Annotated in this window: 23 protein-coding genes; 12 read left to right on the top strand and 11 right to left on the bottom strand. The window is 66.7% G+C overall.

What is annotated here, in order from left to right; translation table 11 throughout:
* Window position 1 precedes the first annotated feature (1 nt).
* The gene (locus J3E61_RS17975; protein ID WP_210084446.1) at window positions 2-835 is read left to right on the top strand and encodes an alpha/beta hydrolase; all 834 of its coding nucleotides are present in this window, start codon (window positions 2-4) and stop codon (window positions 833-835) included.
* 1 nt (window position 836) lies between these two features.
* Window positions 837-1,133: an MGMT family protein gene (locus J3E61_RS17970; protein ID WP_192721665.1), complete on the top strand. Its 297-nt coding sequence runs from the start codon at window positions 837-839 to the stop codon at window positions 1,131-1,133.
* Between the two features lie 29 nt (window positions 1,134-1,162).
* On the opposite strand, the gene J3E61_RS17965 is transcribed toward J3E61_RS17970, so the two are convergent.
* From J3E61_RS17965 to J3E61_RS17955, 3 genes are all read right to left on the bottom strand, one after another.
* Entirely contained in the window at window positions 1,163-2,017 is an 855-nt protein-coding gene (locus tag J3E61_RS17965; protein ID WP_192721666.1) for a TIGR02569 family protein, read from the bottom strand.
* Between the two features lie 36 nt (window positions 2,018-2,053).
* Window positions 2,054-3,232, bottom strand: coding sequence for an adenylyltransferase/sulfurtransferase MoeZ (gene moeZ, locus J3E61_RS17960; protein ID WP_192721667.1), 1,179 nt, complete (start codon window positions 3,230-3,232; stop codon window positions 2,054-2,056).
* A 75-nt stretch (window positions 3,233-3,307) separates the two neighbouring features.
* Entirely contained in the window at window positions 3,308-4,330 is a 1,023-nt protein-coding gene (locus J3E61_RS17955) for a DUF3152 domain-containing protein (RefSeq protein ID WP_210084445.1), read from the bottom strand.
* Between the two features lie 132 nt (window positions 4,331-4,462).
* Between J3E61_RS17955 and J3E61_RS17950 the strand changes: the two genes are divergently transcribed.
* The gene (locus tag J3E61_RS17950; protein WP_192721669.1) at window positions 4,463-5,140 is read left to right on the top strand and encodes a TetR family transcriptional regulator; all 678 of its coding nucleotides are present in this window, start codon (window positions 4,463-4,465) and stop codon (window positions 5,138-5,140) included.
* On the opposite strand, the gene J3E61_RS17945 is transcribed toward J3E61_RS17950, so the two are convergent.
* Window positions 5,127-5,384, bottom strand: a complete 258-nt coding sequence (locus J3E61_RS17945) for a DUF3107 family protein (protein ID WP_192721670.1) — start codon at window positions 5,382-5,384, stop codon at window positions 5,127-5,129. The genes J3E61_RS17950 and J3E61_RS17945 overlap by 14 nt on opposite strands.
* A 264-nt stretch (window positions 5,385-5,648) precedes the next feature.
* Between J3E61_RS17945 and J3E61_RS17940 the strand changes: the two genes are divergently transcribed.
* Window positions 5,649-6,404, top strand: coding sequence for a hypothetical protein (locus J3E61_RS17940; RefSeq protein WP_210084444.1), 756 nt, complete (start codon window positions 5,649-5,651; stop codon window positions 6,402-6,404).
* 57 nt (window positions 6,405-6,461) lie between these two features.
* On the opposite strand, the gene J3E61_RS17935 is transcribed toward J3E61_RS17940, so the two are convergent.
* On the bottom strand, window positions 6,462-7,154 hold the full coding sequence (locus tag J3E61_RS17935) for a hydroxylase (RefSeq protein ID WP_192721672.1): 693 nt from the start codon (window positions 7,152-7,154) through the stop codon (window positions 6,462-6,464).
* Between the two features lie 255 nt (window positions 7,155-7,409).
* Here J3E61_RS17935 and J3E61_RS17930 point away from each other — a divergent pair, with 255 nt between their 5' ends.
* Both J3E61_RS17930 and J3E61_RS17925 read left to right on the top strand, forming a co-directional pair.
* Window positions 7,410-8,870 carry a DEAD/DEAH box helicase gene (locus J3E61_RS17930; RefSeq protein ID WP_192721673.1) on the top strand — a complete coding sequence of 487 codons (1,461 nt, stop codon included), beginning with the start codon at window positions 7,410-7,412 and terminating at the stop codon, window positions 8,868-8,870.
* Between the two features lie 18 nt (window positions 8,871-8,888).
* Window positions 8,889-10,100 carry a PQQ-binding-like beta-propeller repeat protein gene (locus J3E61_RS17925; protein ID WP_210084443.1) on the top strand — a complete coding sequence of 404 codons (1,212 nt, stop codon included), beginning with the start codon at window positions 8,889-8,891 and terminating at the stop codon, window positions 10,098-10,100.
* Here the strand turns inward: J3E61_RS17925 and J3E61_RS17920 are convergent.
* The gene (locus J3E61_RS17920) at window positions 10,060-10,470 is read right to left on the bottom strand and encodes a MerR family transcriptional regulator (RefSeq protein ID WP_210084442.1); all 411 of its coding nucleotides are present in this window, start codon (window positions 10,468-10,470) and stop codon (window positions 10,060-10,062) included. The genes J3E61_RS17925 and J3E61_RS17920 overlap by 41 nt on opposite strands.
* Before the next feature lie 47 nt (window positions 10,471-10,517).
* On the opposite strand from J3E61_RS17920, the gene J3E61_RS17915 reads away from it, so the two are divergent.
* A complete protein-coding gene (locus J3E61_RS17915) occupies window positions 10,518-11,465 on the top strand; it encodes an MBL fold metallo-hydrolase (RefSeq protein WP_210084441.1) in 948 nt (315 codons plus the stop codon).
* On the opposite strand, the gene J3E61_RS17910 is transcribed toward J3E61_RS17915, so the two are convergent.
* Window positions 11,440-12,177 carry an SDR family NAD(P)-dependent oxidoreductase gene (locus tag J3E61_RS17910; protein WP_210084440.1) on the bottom strand — a complete coding sequence of 246 codons (738 nt, stop codon included), beginning with the start codon at window positions 12,175-12,177 and terminating at the stop codon, window positions 11,440-11,442. The genes J3E61_RS17915 and J3E61_RS17910 overlap by 26 nt on opposite strands.
* 43 nt (window positions 12,178-12,220) lie before the next feature.
* Window positions 12,221-13,024, bottom strand: a complete 804-nt coding sequence (locus J3E61_RS17905; RefSeq protein WP_192721678.1) for an AAA family ATPase — start codon at window positions 13,022-13,024, stop codon at window positions 12,221-12,223.
* 50 nt (window positions 13,025-13,074) lie between these two features.
* Here J3E61_RS17905 and J3E61_RS17900 point away from each other — a divergent pair, with 50 nt between their 5' ends.
* Genes J3E61_RS17900 through J3E61_RS17890 form a run of 3 tightly spaced genes read left to right on the top strand, consistent with a single transcriptional unit; the run spans window position 13,075 to window position 15,265 of the window.
* Window positions 13,075-13,686 (top strand): acid phosphatase, encoded by a 612-nt coding sequence (locus J3E61_RS17900; protein ID WP_192721679.1) that lies wholly within the window; start codon window positions 13,075-13,077, stop codon window positions 13,684-13,686.
* The gene (locus J3E61_RS17895) at window positions 13,683-14,789 is read left to right on the top strand and encodes an isochorismate synthase (protein ID WP_210084439.1); all 1,107 of its coding nucleotides are present in this window, start codon (window positions 13,683-13,685) and stop codon (window positions 14,787-14,789) included. Before J3E61_RS17900 ends, J3E61_RS17895 begins: the two co-directional genes overlap by 4 nt.
* Window positions 14,786-15,265, top strand: coding sequence for a GNAT family N-acetyltransferase (locus tag J3E61_RS17890; RefSeq protein WP_192721681.1), 480 nt, complete (start codon window positions 14,786-14,788; stop codon window positions 15,263-15,265). Before J3E61_RS17895 ends, J3E61_RS17890 begins: the two co-directional genes overlap by 4 nt.
* Here the strand turns inward: J3E61_RS17890 and J3E61_RS17885 are convergent.
* Complete coding sequence (locus tag J3E61_RS17885) at window positions 15,220-15,645, bottom strand: hypothetical protein (RefSeq protein WP_210084438.1); 426 nt, start codon at window positions 15,643-15,645, stop codon at window positions 15,220-15,222. The genes J3E61_RS17890 and J3E61_RS17885 overlap by 46 nt on opposite strands.
* Before the next feature lie 39 nt (window positions 15,646-15,684).
* Here J3E61_RS17885 and J3E61_RS17880 point away from each other — a divergent pair, with 39 nt between their 5' ends.
* Window positions 15,685-16,650 carry a diacylglycerol kinase family lipid kinase gene (locus J3E61_RS17880; RefSeq protein ID WP_210084437.1) on the top strand — a complete coding sequence of 322 codons (966 nt, stop codon included), beginning with the start codon at window positions 15,685-15,687 and terminating at the stop codon, window positions 16,648-16,650.
* A gap of 240 nt (window positions 16,651-16,890) precedes the next feature.
* Window positions 16,891-17,145, top strand: a complete 255-nt coding sequence (gene whiB1, locus J3E61_RS17875; protein ID WP_015305418.1) for a transcriptional regulator WhiB1 — start codon at window positions 16,891-16,893, stop codon at window positions 17,143-17,145.
* A 143-nt stretch (window positions 17,146-17,288) separates the two neighbouring features.
* Here the strand turns inward: whiB1 and J3E61_RS17870 are convergent, their stop codons facing one another.
* Complete coding sequence (locus tag J3E61_RS17870; protein ID WP_210084436.1) at window positions 17,289-18,785, bottom strand: histidine kinase N-terminal domain-containing protein; 1,497 nt, start codon at window positions 18,783-18,785, stop codon at window positions 17,289-17,291.
* A gap of 38 nt (window positions 18,786-18,823) precedes the next feature.
* Complete coding sequence (locus J3E61_RS17865) at window positions 18,824-19,039, bottom strand: biotin/lipoyl-binding carrier protein (protein WP_006245864.1); 216 nt, start codon at window positions 19,037-19,039, stop codon at window positions 18,824-18,826.
* Between the last annotated feature and the right edge of the window lie 94 nt (window positions 19,040-19,133).

Raw genomic sequence — 19,133 nt, 5'->3', positions numbered from 1 at the left:
CATGACACCATGGGGGTCCGACAAGCGACTGTCACCGACTGCTGGCAGCATCAATGCCGTGAGCCTGCATGTGCATCGTTATGGACCGAGCCGCCCGCCGCAGATCCTGGCCGTGCATGGGCTGACCGGGCACGGCCTGCGCTGGCAGACCCTAGCGGTCAAGCATCTGCCCGAACTCGCGATCGCCGCACCGGACCTGATCGGGCACGGCCGGTCGTCGTGGGCGGCACCGTGGAGCATCGACGCGAACGTCGACGCGCTGGCCGCGCTGCTCGACGCCGAGGCGGACGGACCCGTGGTCGTGGTCGGGCATTCGTTCGGCGGGGCGATCGCCTTGAATCTGGCTGCGGCACGCCCTGATCTGGTGTCGGGGTTGGTGCTGCTCGATCCCGCGGTCGGACTCGACGGCGGCTGGATGCGCGACATCGCCGACGACATGTTCGCCTCGCCGGACTACACCGACCGCGCAGAGGCCCGCTCGGAGAAGGTGAACGGGTCGTGGGGTGAGGTCGACTCCGACGAGCTGGATCGCGAGCTCGACGAGCACCTGATAGACCGGCCCAACGGGCGGGTGGGCTGGCGGCTCAGCATTCCGGCGATGTTGTCGTACTGGAGTGAGTTGGCGCGACCAATTGTGTTACCGCGCAATGGCATACCGATCACACTCGTGCTCGCCACCAAAACCGACCCGCCGTATGTCAGTGATGAACTGCTCGCCGGATTGCGCGAGCGACCCGACTTCACGCTGCTGGAGTTCGACTGCGACCACATGGTTCCCCAGGCGCGGCCTGCCGATACCGCGGCGGTGATCCGCAAGCAGTTGGAGCGCGGCTGACGTGCCTGCGGTCACCGACGAACAGGTCGAAACCGTGCGGGCTCTGGTCGCATCGATTCCCGCCGGGCGGGTATCGACCTACGGCGACATCGCCGACGCGGTCGGGCTTTCCAGCCCGCGCATCGTCGGCTGGATCATGCGAACGGATTCGTCGGATCTGCCGTGGCATCGGGTGATCAGGGCGTCGGGCCGGCCGGCGCCGCACCTGACGACGCGACAGCTCGAACTGTTGCGCGCCGAAGGAGTGTTGGCGAGCGACGGCCGCATCAAATTGTCAGAGGTCCGACACGAGTTCTAGCGCCGAGCGTGCAATAAGCCACACTCGCGCTACAGAACCAACCGCACCAACGCCGCCGTGCGCGCCAGACCCGGGAACGCCGCGCCCGTCGACCTCGGATGCAGTGCATGCACCGCGAGCCGGAACATCAACGCGCGCAACAACATCTGTGGCCACTCCGGCAGTGGGCTCCACCGCTCGATCAGCCCGTCGTCGGCCTCGCCCCACGACAGCGCGTCGACGACGACCACGCCCGCCGCCCACGACGAGGGCCGCCAGTAGGGCGTGATGTCGGTGATACCCGGAGCCGCGGTGCCCGCGAAAAGCACTGTGCCGTATAGGTCGCCGTGCACCAGCTGGTTGGGGCTCTTGGTCGGTCGGCGCAGCGAGGCCAGCTGGGTGATCAGCTCGACCGAACGCTGTCCGTCAGGAGATCCTGGCGACACTCGCGCTCCCTGAGGCAGCGAGTGCAGCGGGCGCTCTTCCCATGCCGCCCGATCGGCTGCGATGAAAACGTCGACGTCGGCCCACGGCGCGACGGGCGGCTGAGTCAGAAAGCGAGGCCGTTCCAGTTTGGCCGTCGCCTCGTGCAACCGCACCGCCGCCGAAACCACCTCGTCGTGGCGGGGCTCCGGCGTTCCGGCGACGTAGGTGTCGGCGCGCCAGCCCGCGACCACATAGCGGCCGTCGGTCGAGCGCACCGGCCTGGCCAGCCGGACACCGTCGACGAACAACGTCTCGCGAACTTTGGCGGACCACGCCGCACGCGCGTGATCGGCGACCATCGACAGCACGACTTCACCGCAGCGCCAGCCGCCCTCCCAGCTGGAGCCGAGCGCGACCGGGCGCACACCCGTCAATCCGAACGCCGCCAGCACATGATCCGGCGGCGGTTCGACACTCACCACCTCAGCCTAAGGCGAGGTACGGCAAACGAGCCGTTAGTACATCACCATGTCGGGTTCGAGTTGCTTGCCCCACGCGACGATTCCGCCCTGCACGTGCATCGCGTCGGAGAAACCGGCCTTCTTCACGATGGCAAGCACCTCGGCCGAGCGAACACCCGTCTTGCAGTAGAACACCGGGGTCTTCTCGACCTGCAGCTTTGCCAACGCCTCACCGGTTTCGAAGGCGCCCTTGGGGATCAGCTCCGCGCCGTCGATGTGGTTGATGTCCCACTCGACGGGTTCACGAACGTCGATCAGCGCCAACGGCTTACCGGAGTCCAGCAGCTCGCGCAGCTCGCGGGGCGTGATCGTGGAGTCGGCCGCGGCCTCGGCAGCCGCATCGGACACCACACCGCAGAACTCCTCGTAGTCGATCAGCTCGGTGATCTTCGGTGTCGCGGGGTCCTTGCGGATCTTGATGGTGCGGTACGTCATATCCAGTGCGTCATAGACCATCAGCCTGCCCAGCAGCGGCTCGCCGATGCCGGTGATCAGCTTGATGGCCTCGGTGCCCATCACCGACGCGATCGATGCGCACAGGATGCCGAGCACGCCACCCTCGGCGCACGACGGCACCATGCCCGGTGGCGGCGGCTCGGGGTAAAGGTCGCGGTAGTTCAGGCCAAGACCGTTGGGCGCGTCCTCCCAGAACACCGACACCTGGCCCTCGAAGCGGTAGATCGACCCCCAGACGTACGGCTTGCCGGCCAGCACCGCGGCGTCGTTGACCAGATACCGCGTCGCGAAGTTGTCGGTGCCGTCGAGGATCAGGTCGTACTGCTTGAACAGGTCGACGGCGTTGTCGGGCTCCAGGCGCAGCTCATGCAGCCGCACCTCGACGAGGGGATTGACCTCCAGGATCGAGTCGCGAGCGCTCTGCGCCTTGGACCTGCCGATGTCGGACTGGCCGTGGATGATCTGGCGTTGCAGATTCGACTCATCGACGACGTCGAACTCGACGATGCCGATTGTGCCCACGCCCGCCGCGGCGAGGTAAAGCAAAGTCGGCGAACCCAGTCCACCCGCGCCGATGACCAGCACCTTGGCGTTCTTGAGCCGCTTCTGTCCGGCCAAACCCAGGTCCGGGATGATGAGGTGACGGCTGTAGCGCTGAACTTCTTCGCGCGTCAGTTCGCCCGCCGGCTCGACCAGCGGCGGCAACGATGTCGACACGAAATCTCCTTGATTGACGGTCACTGCAGTACCCAGCACAACGGTAGTCCGGTCGCGATGCTTCCCGACGAGATGTCAGGCGATCGGATACGGCCAGGGATTGAACCGGCACGCCTTGCCGTCGGGTTTGACCGACTCCGGGTCGAACCGGGCTGCGTCGTTGTTGTTCGTCGAGAACGTCTGCTGCATCATCACCGGCGCCAGACCGCCGTTTTCGCCGCACGGCTCGTGGCGCTGATAGCCGACCGCGTGGCCCACCTCGTGGTTGATCAGATACTGCCGATACGAGCCGACGTCACCCTGGAACGGCACAGCGCCGCGCACCCAGCGGGCCTCGTTGATGAACACGCGCGGCTGATTGTCGTAGGCGGGGTTGTAGCAGGACGCCTCGAGCTGGATGTCGTAGCCGCACCCCTCGCGCACTGTCATTGGCGAGCTCAGCGAAACCCGGAAGTCGGGCACCCCGTTGTCGATGCGGGTGAACGCGAACTGCGGGTTGTGCGTCCAGCTCTTCGGATTGGAAAGGGTTTCGCTGACCATTCGCGCGAACCCGTCGTCCCCGCCGAATCCGGTCGTGTCGACGCCGTCCTCCACCTCGACGGTGTAGGTGAACACCTTGGCCGTGCCCTCCCCGACCTTCGGTGCGGCGCCCGGCACGATGTGCCACGTCTTGGCGCCCGCCTCGGTGAACGGGCCACCCTCGGGAAGGATTCCGGTGGGCAGGTTCGCGTCGAACTGAGTCAGCCCCTTCGGCGGTGCGCCGATGATCTGCGTGCTGGCCACGCCGATGGTCGGCGGCCCCTGCACCGGCCCCTCGGCTTGCTTGGGCGCGGGTGCACTGGTTCCGGTGACGGTCTGGTAGACGACGATCACGGTCAGCGCGATCAACACCGGCAGTGCATAGGCGCGCCATCCGTAGGTGTGGATGAAGCGGCCCAGCCATGTCTGCTTGCGGGCCCTGCGATGCTCGTCGCGATTGGACCTGACCCGACCGGAGCTCTCGGCGATCGGGTCGCGTTGCGCGCGCAATGGCTCTCGCCACTCATCACGCAACACGGGCACGCGACCGCTCCCGCGACGCCCCGGGTCGTAGGTCACCGAAACAGGATGGCACAGACTGCTGGGCTTGCACTTCCGGCGCGCCACCGCCACGGCGCGATGGCGTGGATCCGCAAAGCCCCAAGCAACGGTAGTAGTGTCGTTGCGAAACGCAGTCGGATGAAGGACGTGATGAGCGATCTCGCCAACACCGCCGCCAGAAAATCGGCGAACGGCGGCGCGGTGACCGGCGTCGGTTCCGGGGCAGGCCGGCGGGGGAACAGGCTGCCCCGCGACGAGCGCCGCGGACAGTTACTCGCTGCTGCCAGCGAGGTTTTCGTCGACCGCGGCTACCACGCCGCAGGGATGGACGAGATCGCCGACCGGGCCGGTGTGAGCAAACCCGTTCTGTACCAACACTTCACGTCCAAGCTCGAGCTGTATCTGGCCGTGCTGCAGCGGCACGCCGACAATTTGGTCTCCGGTGTGCGCCAGGCACTGCGCACCACCACCGACAACCGTCAGCGGGTGCGCGCGGCCGTCGACGCCTTTTTCGACTTCATCGAGCACGACGGCCAGGGCTATCGGCTGATCTTCGAGAACGACTACGTGACCGAACCTCAGGTGTCCGCGCAGGTCAAGGTCGCCACCGAGGCGTGCACCGACGCGGTGTTCGACCTGATCAGCCACGATTCCGGGTTGGAGCCGCACCGGGCGCGGATGATCGCGGTCGGGCTGGTCAGCATCAGCGTCGACTCAGCGCGGTATTGGCTGAACAACGACCGGCCGATCTCCAAGGACGACGCCGTGGAGGGCACGGTGCAGTTCATCTGGGGCGGCCTGTCGCACGTGCCGCTTACCCGGTCTTGACGGCCTCAGAGCCGACGGCGCCGACACCGAAACCGACCCTGCGCACGTCTGCGGCGCCGATCTCGACATAGGCGATTCTCTTCGCCTGCACCAGAAAACGACGGCCCTTCTCGTCGGTCAGGGCCAGCACGCCGGCATCCTTGCCGAGCGCGTCGGTGATGGCCTTCTCCACTTCGCTGGGTGTCTGCGCGCTGTTGAAGATCAGCTCGCGCGGGCTGTCGGTGACACCGATCTTGACCTCCACGCCTGGACCCTTTCGTTTGTGTGCTTCTGGTCAGAAGGCTAGTGGACGCCCGCGGCGCGGCGCCGCCCCGGCCACTTCGCGGTCAGCGAAACGACGATGTAGTGCGCTCAGCGAACGACGATGCGGTGCGAGTAGCGAAACCGAAGCAGCCGCGACCGAACCGAGTCCGGACCGTGACCAAAGGCCCAGCGCGTCAACCTCATTCGTCACATGGGTCTCGATAGCATCAGGCCCGGCATTAACCGAAACGACCGGGGTAGCTGCATGAACAGGCCATATACCGCACATTCACCGTATTCCTTGACCCCGACCGAACGGATTCGCAGCGATTGGGCGGACGGCGACGAAACCGTCGATCTCGACCGTGGGCGCTACGACGAACGCGAGCGCTACGACGAATACGAGGGTGTCGAGGGGTACGACGACGAGTACGGCGACATCGAGGAGTACTACGAGCCGATCGATCGCCGGTGGATCTGGGTCGCCGGGGTGGCAGGAGCGATTCTGCTCGTCGCGGTGATCTGCACGGTCGTCATCCTCGGCGGGGGCGACAGCGGCTCGGTCTCAACGACGGTCGCGCCGCCTGTCAGCACAAGCCAACCGGCAGCCACGTCGGCGCCGCCCGCGACCACGTCAGCCGCACCGCCGTCGGCGACGCTACCGCCGGAGACCGTCACCACCGTGACGCCGACTGCGAGCGCCCCACCGACCGATACGCCCGCCCAGGCGGCTCCCCCGCCCGCGGCGGCGCCGAACACGATCACCTACCGGGTCACGGGCAACCGCAACCTGCTCGACCTCGTGACGGTCATCTACACCGATTCCCAAGGGGCGCTGCAGACCGACGTCAACGTGGCGCTGCCGTGGGCCAAGACCGTCGTGCTTGATCCCGGTGTGACGCTGAGCTCCGTTACCGCGACGAGCGTGACCGGTCAGCTGAACTGCAGCATCACCGACGCGTCGGGCGCCACGATTGCGCTGCAGAACAACAACACGATGATCGCGAACTGCACGAAGTAGTAGCGGTTTCGGCGCGCTCATCCACGCTCAGCGACGGTTAGCGCGCCGAAATCGCGCTCAGGCCAGGCCCAGTTCGCGCATCCGGGTGCTGTGGGTGTGCTGCAGCCGATCGAAGAACTCGGTCATCTGCGTCAGACCCTCACCGCTGGACATCACCAGGTCGACGAGCTCGTCGTGGTCGGCCATGACGTACTGGGCCTGGGTGATGGCCTCACCGAGCAGTCGGCGCGACCACAGCGCCAGTCGGTGGCGCTGCTTCTCGCTGGCCGTCACCGCGGCCTGCACCTCGGCGACGACGAACTGCGAATGCCCGGTCTCCGACAGCACGGCGCGCACGACATCGGCCACCTCGTCGGGCATCGCGTCGGCGATCTCCAGATAGAAGTCCGCGGCCAACGCGTCGCCGACGTAGGTCTTCACCAGGGCTTCCAGCCAGGTGCTCGGCGTGGTCAGCCGGTGGTAGTTCTCCAGCGCCGAGGCGTAGCGCGTCATCGCGGGTACCACGTCGACTCCCCTGCGCTCCAACGCATCCCGCAGAACTTCGTAGTGGTTCATCTCCGCGGCGGCCATGGTCGCCATGTTGATTCGGCCGCGCAGGTTCGGCGCCATCCGCGCCTCTTCGGTGAGCCGGTAGAAGGCCGCCACCTCGCCGTAGGCCAGCAGCGCGAAGAGTTCGTTGACGCCAGGATGGTCGGCCGACACGCCCGGTGCGGTCTGCTCTGGAGAGGGCGCGGATGGCGTCGAATTCATGGCCCAACTCTAGACGGCCTTACCTGGTTGGCTGAGCGCACCGAGCGCCCGGCAAACCCGGCCAGCTATCATGGGTGCAGGCATTGGCACTGACAAGGTCGAAACTGACCGGCCATTACCTAAGAAATGTGCGTGCACCAGTCGGCCCGCGACCTCAACGCAGGGCCCTCGGCCGTGGCTTCGTCGAACTCGTGCGCGCGTGGAAATCCGCGAGGACTTACGAGGTTCGACCCAGAAAGGCTACGTACCCCAAGCATGACTCATCTGAATCCAAAATTTGCTGAGCTCGGCGTCCGCGACGAAATAGTGCGCGCATTGGCCGAAGACGGCAAGGAACACCCCTTTGCTATCCAAGAACTGACGTTGCCGCTCGCACTCGCGGGCGACGACCTGATCGGCCAGGCCCGCACGGGCATGGGCAAGACCTTGGCCTTCGGTGTGCCGCTGCTGCAGCGCATCACCACCGACGAGGAACGCCCGCTGACCGGTATCCCCCGCGCGCTGATCGTCGTCCCCACCCGCGAACTGTGCCTGCAGGTCTACGGAGACCTCGCAATGGCGGCGAAATACCTGTCCGCCGTTGACCGCAAGCTGACCGTCACCTCGATCTACGGTGGCAGGCCCTACGAGCCGCAGATCGAGGCGCTGCAGAAGGGCGTCGACGTCGTCGTCGGCACACCGGGCCGTCTGCTCGACCTGGCGCAGCAGGGCCACCTGCAGCTCGGCGGGCTGTCGATGCTGGTGCTCGACGAGGCCGACGAGATGCTCGACCTGGGCTTCCTGCCCGATATCGAGCGGATCCTCAAGCAGATTCCCGCCGAGCGGCAGGCCATGCTGTTCTCGGCGACCATGCCCGACCCGATCATCACGCTGGCCCGCACGTTCATGAACCAGCCGACGCACATCCGGGCTGAGGCCCCGCATTCGGCGGCCACCCACGACACCACCGAACAATTCGTCTACCGCGCGCACGCGCTGGACAAGGTCGAACTGGTCACCCGGATCCTGCAGGCCGAGGGACGCGGCGCCACGATGATCTTCACCCGCACCAAGCGCACCGCCCAGAAGGTTTCCGACGAGCTGGCCGAGCGCGGCTTCAAGGTCGGAGCTGTGCACGGCGACCTTGGGCAGGCCGCCCGCGAGAAGTCGCTGAAGTCATTCCGCACCGGCGCGATCGACGTGCTCGTCGCCACCGACGTCGCCGCGCGCGGCATCGACATCGACGACGTCACCCACGTCATCAACTATCAGATCCCCGAGGACGAGCAGGCCTACGTGCACCGCATCGGCCGCACCGGGCGCGCGGGCAAGACCGGCGTCGCGGTCACCCTGGTCGACTGGGACGAGCTGGCCCGCTGGGAAGGGATCGACAAGGCGCTGGGTCTGGCATGCCCCGATCCGTCCGAGACGTATTCCAGCTCGCCGCACCTCTACGAGGAGTTGGGTATCCCGACGGACGCGAAGGGCACCATCGGCGAGCCGCAGAAGGCGCAGGCCAAGCGTGCACCGGCGGACAAGCCCGCCGACAAGCCGGCACGCAACCGCACCCGCAATCGCAGGCGCACCCGCGGTGGCCAGGTGGCCGCCGGACATCCGGAGGCGACGCCCGAGCAGAGCGCACCGGCCGAGGACGATTCGACCGCTGACGGCGCATCACCGGCCAAGCGCCGTCGCCGTCGTCGCCCGCGCAAGGCCGCAGCCGCGAACGCCGGTTAGCCCGGCCCCGTCCGACGGATGGTCAAACCCGAACGCCGCACCAAGGCTGACCTGGTGGCGGCCGCGGTGATCGCCGCAGTGGTCGTCATCGTCGCCGCTCTGATCTGGTGGACCAGCGATGCCAGGGCCACGATCAGCAGGCCCGCTGCGACGCCCGCACCGACCCTGCCGTCGGCGAAGGCGGTGCCCACCGGGCTGCGGCAACTGTGGACGGCTTCGAGCCCGAAGACCACTACGCCGTTGGTGGTCGGCGGCAATGTCATCACCGGCGACGGCCGCGAGGTCGACGGCCGTGATCCGGCCACCGGGAACGCGCGGTGGACCTATGCGCGTGACCTCGAACTGTGTGGCGTCACCTACGTGTACAACTACGCGGTCGCGGTGTATCCGGACGTCCGCGGCTGCGGGCAGGTCAGCACGATCGACGCGAAGACCGGCCAGCGTGGACCGAGTCGCACCGCCTACGCCGACCCAGAGGTGAAGCTGTCCTCCGACGGCACCGTGGTGCTCGCGGCCGGCGACAGCCGCTTGGAGCTGTGGCGCTCCGACATGGTCCGGATGCTGTCGTATGGCGCGCTCGACGCTCGGATCAAGCCGAGCGTGCCGGCGTCGACGATCTGCCGGCTGGTGTCCGCCGAGTCGAGTTCGACGGCGGTTTCGGTGCTGGAGGCCTGCCCGAAGCAGGCCGATCTGCGGCTGACGTTGCTGCGGCCCGCGGACGAAGAAGACACGCCCGACCTGAAATACGTGCCGCAGCCCGGCGTCGCCGACGGCTCAGGCGCGCGCGTGGTCGCGGTGTCCGACACCACGACCGCGGTCTACGTGCCAACACCGAAGCCGACGGTCAACATCGTCGACGAGACCGGCGCTACCGTCGCCAGCACGCTGGTGGCCAAACCGCCGTCGCCGAACGCAGTGATGTCGCGTGCGGGCGACCTGATCACGTGGTGGACCGGCGACACCGTAATGGTGTTCTCCGCCAACGGACTTCACTACCGCTACAGCGTCAGCGCGGCGGGCAGCAACATCCCGCTCGGCCCCGCGACGATGATGGCCGGCCGACTGCTGGTTCCTGTCACCGGCGGCTATGACGTATTCGATCCAGCCACGGGAGCCGGCGTCGAACACATTCCGGTGCAACGCCCGCCGAGCTCGGCAGCGGTGGTACCGGCGGTGGCGGGGTCGACGATCATCGAGCAGCGCGGCGACCAGCTGGTCGCGCTGGGTTAGTCAGCGCCGAGCATTCCGGGCACTCGGAAATCACCGGGTGCTCGCAGTGTGCGATGTGTTCGAGGAACTTGTCGGCACGCCGAAGGTTCGAAACCTGTCGGGCGATCTGGGCACGCTTGCTCTCGATCAGCGCGATCCTGCGTCCACGGTCGCGCCTGGCGAGTTCCTTGATCTCCGCGAGTGACAGCCCCGCCTGCTGACAGATCTGGATCATCCGGGCCTGGCCGATCGTCTGGTCGTCGTAGGCGCGGTGCCCCGACGAGAGCCTGCGCGGCCGCAGCAGCCCGACATCCTCCCAGTGCCGCAACACGTGTGTGGCGACCGCGAGCGTGGCCGCCGCGTCGCCGATCCGCTGGCCGTTGTCGGTCACGATTTCCCCTTTACTTCAGGTCAACCTGAAGTTCTAGCGTGGCATACATGTCGAGTCCAGTCAGATCCCCGTCCTTGGCCGCCTGCTGCGGCGCGTTCCTCGGCGTCGGGATGGGCATGCTTCGCCCGCGCCGCGCCGACGCCCGGTTCCTTGCCTCGTTACCCGACGCCGGCCTGCCGAATGCCGCTGTGACAGTATCGGTTTCGCCGCTGCGCCAGGTGCCGCGCTCGGTTCCGACCGCATTGATCGTGGAGGGCCGAAGGCAGCCGAGGCGCATCGATAATGCGCTGACCTCCTTCGTCGTGACCCATCCGTCGGCAAGGTTCATTGTGGACCCCGGCGTCTGCGTCAACGTTTCAGAACGTGCCGTCGCGCAACTCCCCTCGGTGCTGCGCGCGGCGGTCCGACCGGGGGCCGACGTCGTCCCGACGGTGTCCGCGCTCGCCGAGCAGGGCTACGCGGCGTCGCACATCGATTTCGCGCTGCCGACGCACGCGCACTGGGACCACGTCTGCGGTCTCCTCGACCTCCCGGGCCTGCCCATCCACCTGCACCACGTCGAACACGCTTGGGTGACAACCGGATCCGTGGCTCCTGTGGGTGGAGTTCGCGATGCTCTGGAAGGCCGCACCACGGTCGAATACGACCTCGACGGTCCACCTGTGCTGACGTTCACCCGCAGCCACGACGTGTTCGGCGACGGCTCAGTCGTCATCGTCGACCTCGCGGGACACACTCCCGGCAGCGTCGGCGTGCTACTGCACACCGCGGCCGGTCCCGTACTGCTTGCCGGCGACGCCGCGTGGCACACCTACCAGATCGACGACATCCGCCAGAAGTCCAGCTATCCCGGAGGACTCGCGGACGAAGACCGCGACGAGGCGTTCCGCACGCTGCACCGGCTGCACGCCGTCAGAGATCGCGTGACGGTGGTACCGACGCACGATCCGAGCGCCGCCAACCCGCTGATCAGACCGAATTCGCTTGTGCCTTAGCGAATTCGGCAGCTGCCAATGCGGCGTACTGTCGCTCGAGCGCCTTGGCAGGTCCGCTGCGCCAGCCCTGCGCCATCGACACCGACATCGCATCGGGGAAGATGTCCTCTTCGCCGTTCTCCACACCGTCGAAGATCGCGCGCGCAACGAACTCTGGCGAAGCCTTCGGCGCTTCGAGGCCCCGCGTCATGTCGGTGTCCACGATTCCGGTCAGGACGGCATGAACGGTTATACCCTTGTCCGCCAACAATGTTCGCTGCGACTGCGTCAGCGAGAACGCTGCGGCCTTCGACACCGAGTAGGCGGGAATGAGCGGTAACGGAGCCAGCGCATTCACCGAGAGGTTGTTGATGACGGCGCCGCGTGAATTGCTCAGCAGCGGAAGGAAAGCCTGCGTGACCCGGTAGGTGCCGAACAGGTTGACGTCCAGGTGATGTTGCAGTGCGGCCTGGTCGCTGAGGTCGTCATAGGCGGCGATGCCTGCGTTGTTGACCAGAACATCGAGCGAGCCGATCTGCGCGACTGCCCGCTGGATCTGCTCCTCATCGGTCACATCCAGTTGCACCGGTACGGCATTGGAGTTGGGCACCGGCTTGCGGGTGCCGACATAGACCTTTCTCGCGCCCCTTCTCAGCGCGTCCTCGACGAGCGCGCGGCCGATGCCGCGGTTGCCTCCGGTGATCAGAACTGTCTTGTCCACGATTGTTGTCATGGCAATTCAGATACGCCGCAGGGCGCGGATTCATCGGGGCCGCTTACATCTCCGGGGTGAAGGTCGCCAGCGCCTTGCCGTTCTTCCAATGCTTGAGCAGCGCGCCTGCCAGTTCGCGGTACGCGAGCGCGCCTTTGTTCTTCCTGCCAGCCAACACCGAGCACCCCGACGCGCTGGCCTCGGCGAACCGCACGGTGCGCGGGATCGGCGGGGCGAGCACCGGCAGGTCGTAGCGGTCGGCGACGTCGAGCAGCACGTCGCGGCTGTGGGTCGTGCGCGAGTCGTAGAGCGTCGGCAGCGCGCCGAGCAGCTTGAGGTCGGAGTTGGTGATCTGCTGCACGTCGGTGATCGTGCGCAGGAACTGCCCGACGCCGCGGTGCGCCAACGTCTCGCACTGCAGCGGGACGATCACGTCGTCGGCAGCCGTGAGCCCGTTGAGAGTCAGCACACCCAGCGACGGCGGGCAGTCGATGATCACCACGTCGTAGGTGCCGCCGACCTTGGCCAGCGCCCGCTTGAGCGCATACTCGCGGCCGGCCCGCATCAACAGCATCGCCTCGGCTCCGGCGAGGTCGATATTGGCGGGCAGCAGCGTCATGCCCTCCGACGTGTCGACCAGTGCGGCGTCGGGTTCGACCTCGCCGAGCAGCACCTCATGGATCGACACGGCCAGCTTGTCGGGGTCCTGGCCCAGGGAGAACGTCAAACATCCCTGGGGATCCAGGTCGACGAGCAATACCCGTCTGCCCTTCTCCTCCATCGCCGCGCCCAACGACGCAACCGTCGTCGTTTTGGCGACCCCACCCTTTTGATTGGCGACCGCAAGTACCCGCGTCACGGTGTTCATCGTTGCACGGGTACCCACGCAGCAGCCGACGTGCGGCAGAATCAGTCCGCGTGGGCCTCGTGCAGCATCGGCTGTTTCTGCTTCGCCATGGCGAGACGGAGTGGTCGAAGTCAGGTCAGCACACCAGCAGGACCGAACTCGACCTGACCGAGACGGGCCGCGAACAGGCCAAGCTGACCGCCGACGCGCTTTCGGTGCTCACCCTGGACAACCCGCTGGTTGTCTCCAGCCCTCGGCAGCGGGCGCTGGTCACCGCCGAACTGGCCGGCCTGAAAGTCGACGAGGTGTCTCCGCTGCTGTCGGAATGGGACTACGGCGACTACGAAGGCTTGACCACCAAGCAGATCCAGGAGAAGGTGCCCGACTGGCTGGTCTGGACGCACGGCTGCCCCGGCGGAGAGAGCCTGCAGCAGGTCAGTGAACGGGCCGACAAGGCGATCGCGTATGCGTTGGAGCAGATGGAGTCGCGCGACGTGCTGTTCGTCGGGCATGGCCATTTCTCCCGCGCCGTGCTGACGCGGTGGGTGGAGCTTCAGATCTCCGAGGGGATCAGGTTCGCGATGGTGGCCGCGTCGATCGCGGTGTGCGGCTTCGAACACGGTGTGCGCCAGATCAGCGCGCTAGGACTGACGGGCCACCGCCACCCGTGCCTGCCGGCGTGACCCGCGAACCGGCCTTCGTGCTCGCGGGGCGCACCGGCGTGGTGGTCGCCGAGGGTGTGCACACCGCCTTTCCCCGGATTGCCGAAGCCAGAGCCGCGCTTGCCTCGCACAGCACACCAATCATCTTGGGCGCCTTGCCTTTTGACTTGACCAAGCCTGCGGCGCTGATCCGTCCGCAGGCGGTGCAGTTCACCGACGCGCTGCCCGACTGGCCGCTGCGCGAGCTGCCGACGGTACGTATCGCGCAGGCGATGCCCGATCCCGAGGAGCACCGCGCGCGCATCGGCGCGGCGCTGCGCCGACTGCAGGATCCCGCCAGCGGCCTGCACAAGGTGGTGTTGGCCAGGGCGTTGCGGCTGGTCGCCGACGGGCCACTGGATGCCCGCACCATCGTGCACCGACTGGTGACCAACGACGCGACAGCCAACGCGTATCTGGTCGACCTCACCGCCGCGGGCGGCGGATACTCGGGCGCCGCGCTGGTCGGCGCCAGCCCGGAACTGCTCGTCGCGCGGCGCGGTGACCAGGTGACCTGCCGCCCGTTCGCGGGCTCGGCACCGCGACTGCCCGATCCCGAGGCCGACGAGGCCAGCGGCGCGGCCCTTGCCGCTTCGGCCAAGGATCGCCACGAACACCAACTCGTTGTCGACGCGATGCGCGAGGCCCTCGAACCGTTCTGCGTCGATCTCCAGATCGCCCCGACACCGCAGCTGAGCAAGACCGCGGCGGTCTGGCACCTCTACACCCCCATCACCGGCACGCTGCGCGAAAAAACCACCACCTCATTGGATTTGGCGATAGCGCTGCACCCCACGCCAGCCGTCGGCGGAGTGCCCGCGTCGGCGGCGGCCGAACTGATCAACGAGCTCGAGGGCGACCGCGGCTTCTACGCCGGTGCGGTCGGCTGGTGCGACCAGCGCGGTGACGGCCGCTGGCTGGTGTCCATCCGGTGCGCGCAACTGTCGGCGGATCGGCGGACCGCCGACGCGCACTCGGGCGGCGGCATCGTCGCCGAATCCGATCCCGACGACGAAGTCGCGGAAACCACAACAAAATTCAACACGATCTTGTCGGCCCTTGGAGTTCACGGAGTACAGCCTTGACTGAAATCATCCGACCGGTGCAGCCCGGCGACGAGTCCGAACTGACCGCGATGATCCACGAACTGGCAGAGTTCGAGCGCGCCAGCGCGGACTGCACGGTTACCGAAAGTCAGTTGCGGGAAGCCCTTTTCGCCGATCACCCGACGGTATACGGGCACATCGCAGAGGTCGACGGTCAGGCCGCCGCCGGTGCGCTGTGGTTTCGCAACTTCTCCACCTGGGACGGCGTTGCGGGTGTCTATCTCGAAGACCTCTTCGTGCGCCCGCAGTTCCGCCGCCGCGGACTGGCCCGAAAGATGTTGTCCACGTTGGCCAAAGTCTGCGTCGACGGCGGATATACGCGGCTGTCGTGGGCCGTGCTGGACTGGAACGTCAATGCGATCGCGCTCTACGACGCCGTCGGGGGGCGGCCGCAGACCGAGTGGATCACCTACCGGGTGTCGGGCCCGGAGTTGTCGGCGCTGGCCGGATCCTGAGCACCCAGCCACTGCAGCGTCGACGGCGCGAACAAAAGCCCGAGCGTGGCCAGCGCGACGACACCGACCGGGACGGCATAAACCCAACGCTGTGAGCCGACGCCCATGTACCACGCCACGGGCAACAGCAGCAGCTGGGCAAACACCGCAATGCCGCGGCCCCACCGGCGGCCGGTCCACAACGCCCATCCTGCGGCCAGCACCCCGGCGCCCATGATGACGAACCAGGCGGCCGTGCCGTACCCGCTGAGCCACGGCTGATCCCGAACACCCCCGAGGTGACGCACCACCAGCACCGCTGCGACGCCGACCAGCGCGGCGCCCTCGAGCGCGACGGCGACGGCTGCCTGCCGAACAGTGGATGGCGAGGGAACGATCACGGAGTCGAGCCTAGAGGCTGGCGGATAGGCTCGGACCCCGTGCGCGCCGTGCTGATCGTCAACCCCAATGCGACCTCGACCACGCCTGCCGGCCGCGACCTGCTGGCCCACGCGCTGGAGAGCCGCGTGAAGCTGACCGTCGCCCACACCGATCATCGGGGTCATGCCATCGAGATCGGCCGTGACGCGGCGCGCGAGGGCGTCGACGTGCTGATCGTGCACGGCGGCGACGGCACGGTGAACGAGGTCGTCAACGGGATTCTCGGCGAGGTCGGCCCTGGCGGGCCCGCTCCCGCGGTCGGGATCGTTCCCGGCGGCTCGGCCAACGTCTTCGCCCGTGCGCTTGGCATCAGCCCGGACCCGCTCGAGGCGACCAACCAGCTCGTCGACCTGCTTTCGGCCTACAAGCGGCGCAAGACCTGGCGCCGCATCGGGTTGATGGACTGCGGTGAGCGCTGGTGCGTGTTCACCGCCGGTATGGGCGTGGACGGCGACGTCGTGGCTGCCGTGGAAGCCCAGCGGGACAAGGGCCGCAAGGTGACCGCTTCGCGCTACATCCGGGTCGCGGTCAGGGAGATGCTCTCCAGCGCCCGCGAGGAACCGTCGTTGACACTGCATCTGCCTGGCGCCGACCCCGTCCCCGGTGTGCACTTCGCGTTCGTGTCCAACTCGAGCCCGTGGACGTACGCGAACACGCGACCGGTCTGGACGAATCCGGCGACCACGTTCGAGACCGGCCTCGGCCTGTTCGCGATCACCAGCATGAACGTCTGGGCCAATTTGAGGCTGGTGCGACAGATGGTGTCCAAGAGACCACGGCTGGAAGCCGAACACTTGATCCGCCACGACGACCTGCCGTGGGTGCGGGTGACGAGCGACACGCCGGTGGCGTGTCAGATCGACGGCGACTATCTGGGTCCGAGGCGGTCGATGACGTTCACAGCGGTTCCCGACGCGCTTGGCGTGGTCGCACCGCCCGCCAAACAAGCGCTTGACCAGCGTTGATGGATTTCGCCCCTCCGATTGAGGGCGCAGATCGGTTGAGTGTAGTACAAACGAGTGGGGGTTCTGCTAACGACCCTCGTTAGTGAGATTACCCACTTGTTAACTCACGAGTATTGACATCTGTTCAGCCTGTGAAAGCATCGGATGCAACAGTGCAGAAACATTTCAAGTGCACGCGTTAACAGCCGAAGAAAATAGCTCGTGCGCCCTGCTGCGCACACAGTAAGGAGATTGGGACCTATGGATTGGCGCCACAAGGCTGTCTGTCGCGACGAAGATCCGGAGCTGTTCTTCCCCGTGGGGAACAGTGGCCCGGCGCTCGCGCAGATCGCTGACGCGAAGCTTGTCTGTAACCGCTGCCCGGTGACCACGGAGTGCCTCACCTGGGCATTGGATTCGGGCCAGGACGCCGGCGTGTGGGGTGGAATGAGCGAGGACGAGCGGCGTGCGCTCAAGCGGCGCAACGCTCGCACCAAGGCCCGCAGCGGGGTCTGACCGCCACCAGCGATTCGAATTTGGCTACGGCCCCGGCAAATCTTGTCGGGGCCGTAACTATGTGCAAATGCAATTTAATGAGAATTACGTCACACAACGACAATTTGCCAAAACGCATCACAAATTGTGACATTGCTGTGGAGTTACTGCGCTAGTCGCGCCTTGCGCCCGATCGGTACCCGCAGCACCACGTCCGTCCCGCCCGTCGGCACGTCATGCATGCCCAGCGAACCGTCCAGTTCGGCTGATACGAGCGTGCGCACGATCTGCAGACCGAGCCGATCGGACTTCTCCAGACTGAAGCCGTCGGGCAGGCCCCTGCCGTCGTCGTGCACGACCACATCCAGCCAGCGCGCTGAGCGCTCCGCCCGGATCGTCACACAGCCCTGTTGCTTGCTGCCGTCGAAAGCGTGCTCGATGGCGTTTTGCACGAGCTCGGTGATCACCATGATCAGCGCAGTGGCGCGATCGGCGTCGAGCACACCAAGGTCGCCGACGCGGTTGATGCGGATCGGAGCGTCCGTATTGTCCGGCGCCGCAACGTCATTCATGATCGGCAGGATCCGGTCGATGACCTCGTCGAGGTTGACTTCCTCATCGACCGACATCGAAAGCGCGTCGTGCACGAGCGCGATTGACGAAACCCGCCTGACGGATTCGATCAACGCTTCGCGACCCTCGGCATTGTTGGTGCGCCTGGCCTGAAGCCGCAACAGCGCCGCGACGGTCTGCAGGTTGTTCTTCACGCGATGGTGGATCTCGCGGATGGTGGCGTCTTTGGACAGCAGTGCACGGTCGCGGCGCTTCACCTCGGTCACGTCGCGAATCAGCACCGCGGCGCCAACGGCCTTGCCGTGCACCACCAATGGCAGCGTGCGCAGCAGCACCGCCGCTCCGCCTGCGTCGACCTCCATCCGCATGCTCGACCCGCCGGCCAGTGAGTCGCGGACATGGTTGGCCAGCTCCTGCGCCTCGAAGGGATCGCCGATCAACGGCCGCGTCACTGCGACGAGGTTGTGGCCCTCGAGTTCGGCGGCCAGGCCCATTCGGTGATAGGCCGAGATCGCGTTCGGGCTGGCGAAGGTGACGACGCCCGCCTCGTCGAGTCGGATGAATCCGTCGCCGACGCGCGGGCTCGAGCGTGACATCGCGAGGTCGCCGACGTTGGGGAAGGTGCCCTCGGACAGCATCAACAGCAGATCGCCTGCGCAGTCGAGGTAGGCGCTCTCCAGCGGACTCGCGTTGCGCGATCCCAGCGCCGTCTGATGCGTCAGGACCGCCACCACATCGTTGCCATACCGAACCGGCACTGCCTCCACCTTGAGGCCGCCCGAATCCTGTTGGCCCGCACCGTTTTCCCGGCCGATCGCACCGGACACGAATGCAGACGTCACCAACGGCATCTTGTCGGCGTGTTTCACGGTGCCCACCGCATCGGCCAGCAGCACCGTCGGCGCCGTGTTCGGACGAACCTGCGCGACGCACACCACCACCCCGTCGTCGCGGCGCACCCACATCAGGTAGTCGGCGAACGACAGGTCGGCCAGCAGCTGCCACTCGCCGACCAGCGCGTGCAGATGGTCGACGGCATTGCCGGGAAGAATCGTGTGCTCGGCGAGCAGATCACCGAGAGTGGACATCGGGGCTTACTCCGGCGCCGGGGCTAAAAGAGCGCGCGTCAGCTGATCACCGCGATGAGGTCGCCGGCCTGGATGACATCGCCAACGGACACACTCACCTTGCTGACGGTGCCCGCTACTTCGGCCAGCACCGGAATCTCCATCTTCATCGACTCCAGCAGCACCAGGGTGTCGCCCTCACCGATCTGGTCGCCCTCGTGAACCACAACCTCGAGCACACTGGCTACGATCTCGGCGCGAACATCCTCGGCCATCTTCACCCCTTTCGGCTGCTCCATGCCGCTCTATCGAACCACAACGGCACGGTTCGGGTGCTGCGGCAGGCCATGAGACAATGGACGCAAGTTC

The organism is Mycobacterium sp. OAE908 (genome assembly GCF_017872775.1).
Lineage (GTDB): Bacteria > Actinomycetota > Actinomycetes > Mycobacteriales > Mycobacteriaceae > Mycobacterium.
The sequence above is the reverse complement of the archived record's forward strand: the minus strand, read 5'-3'. Positions and strand labels throughout refer to the sequence as shown.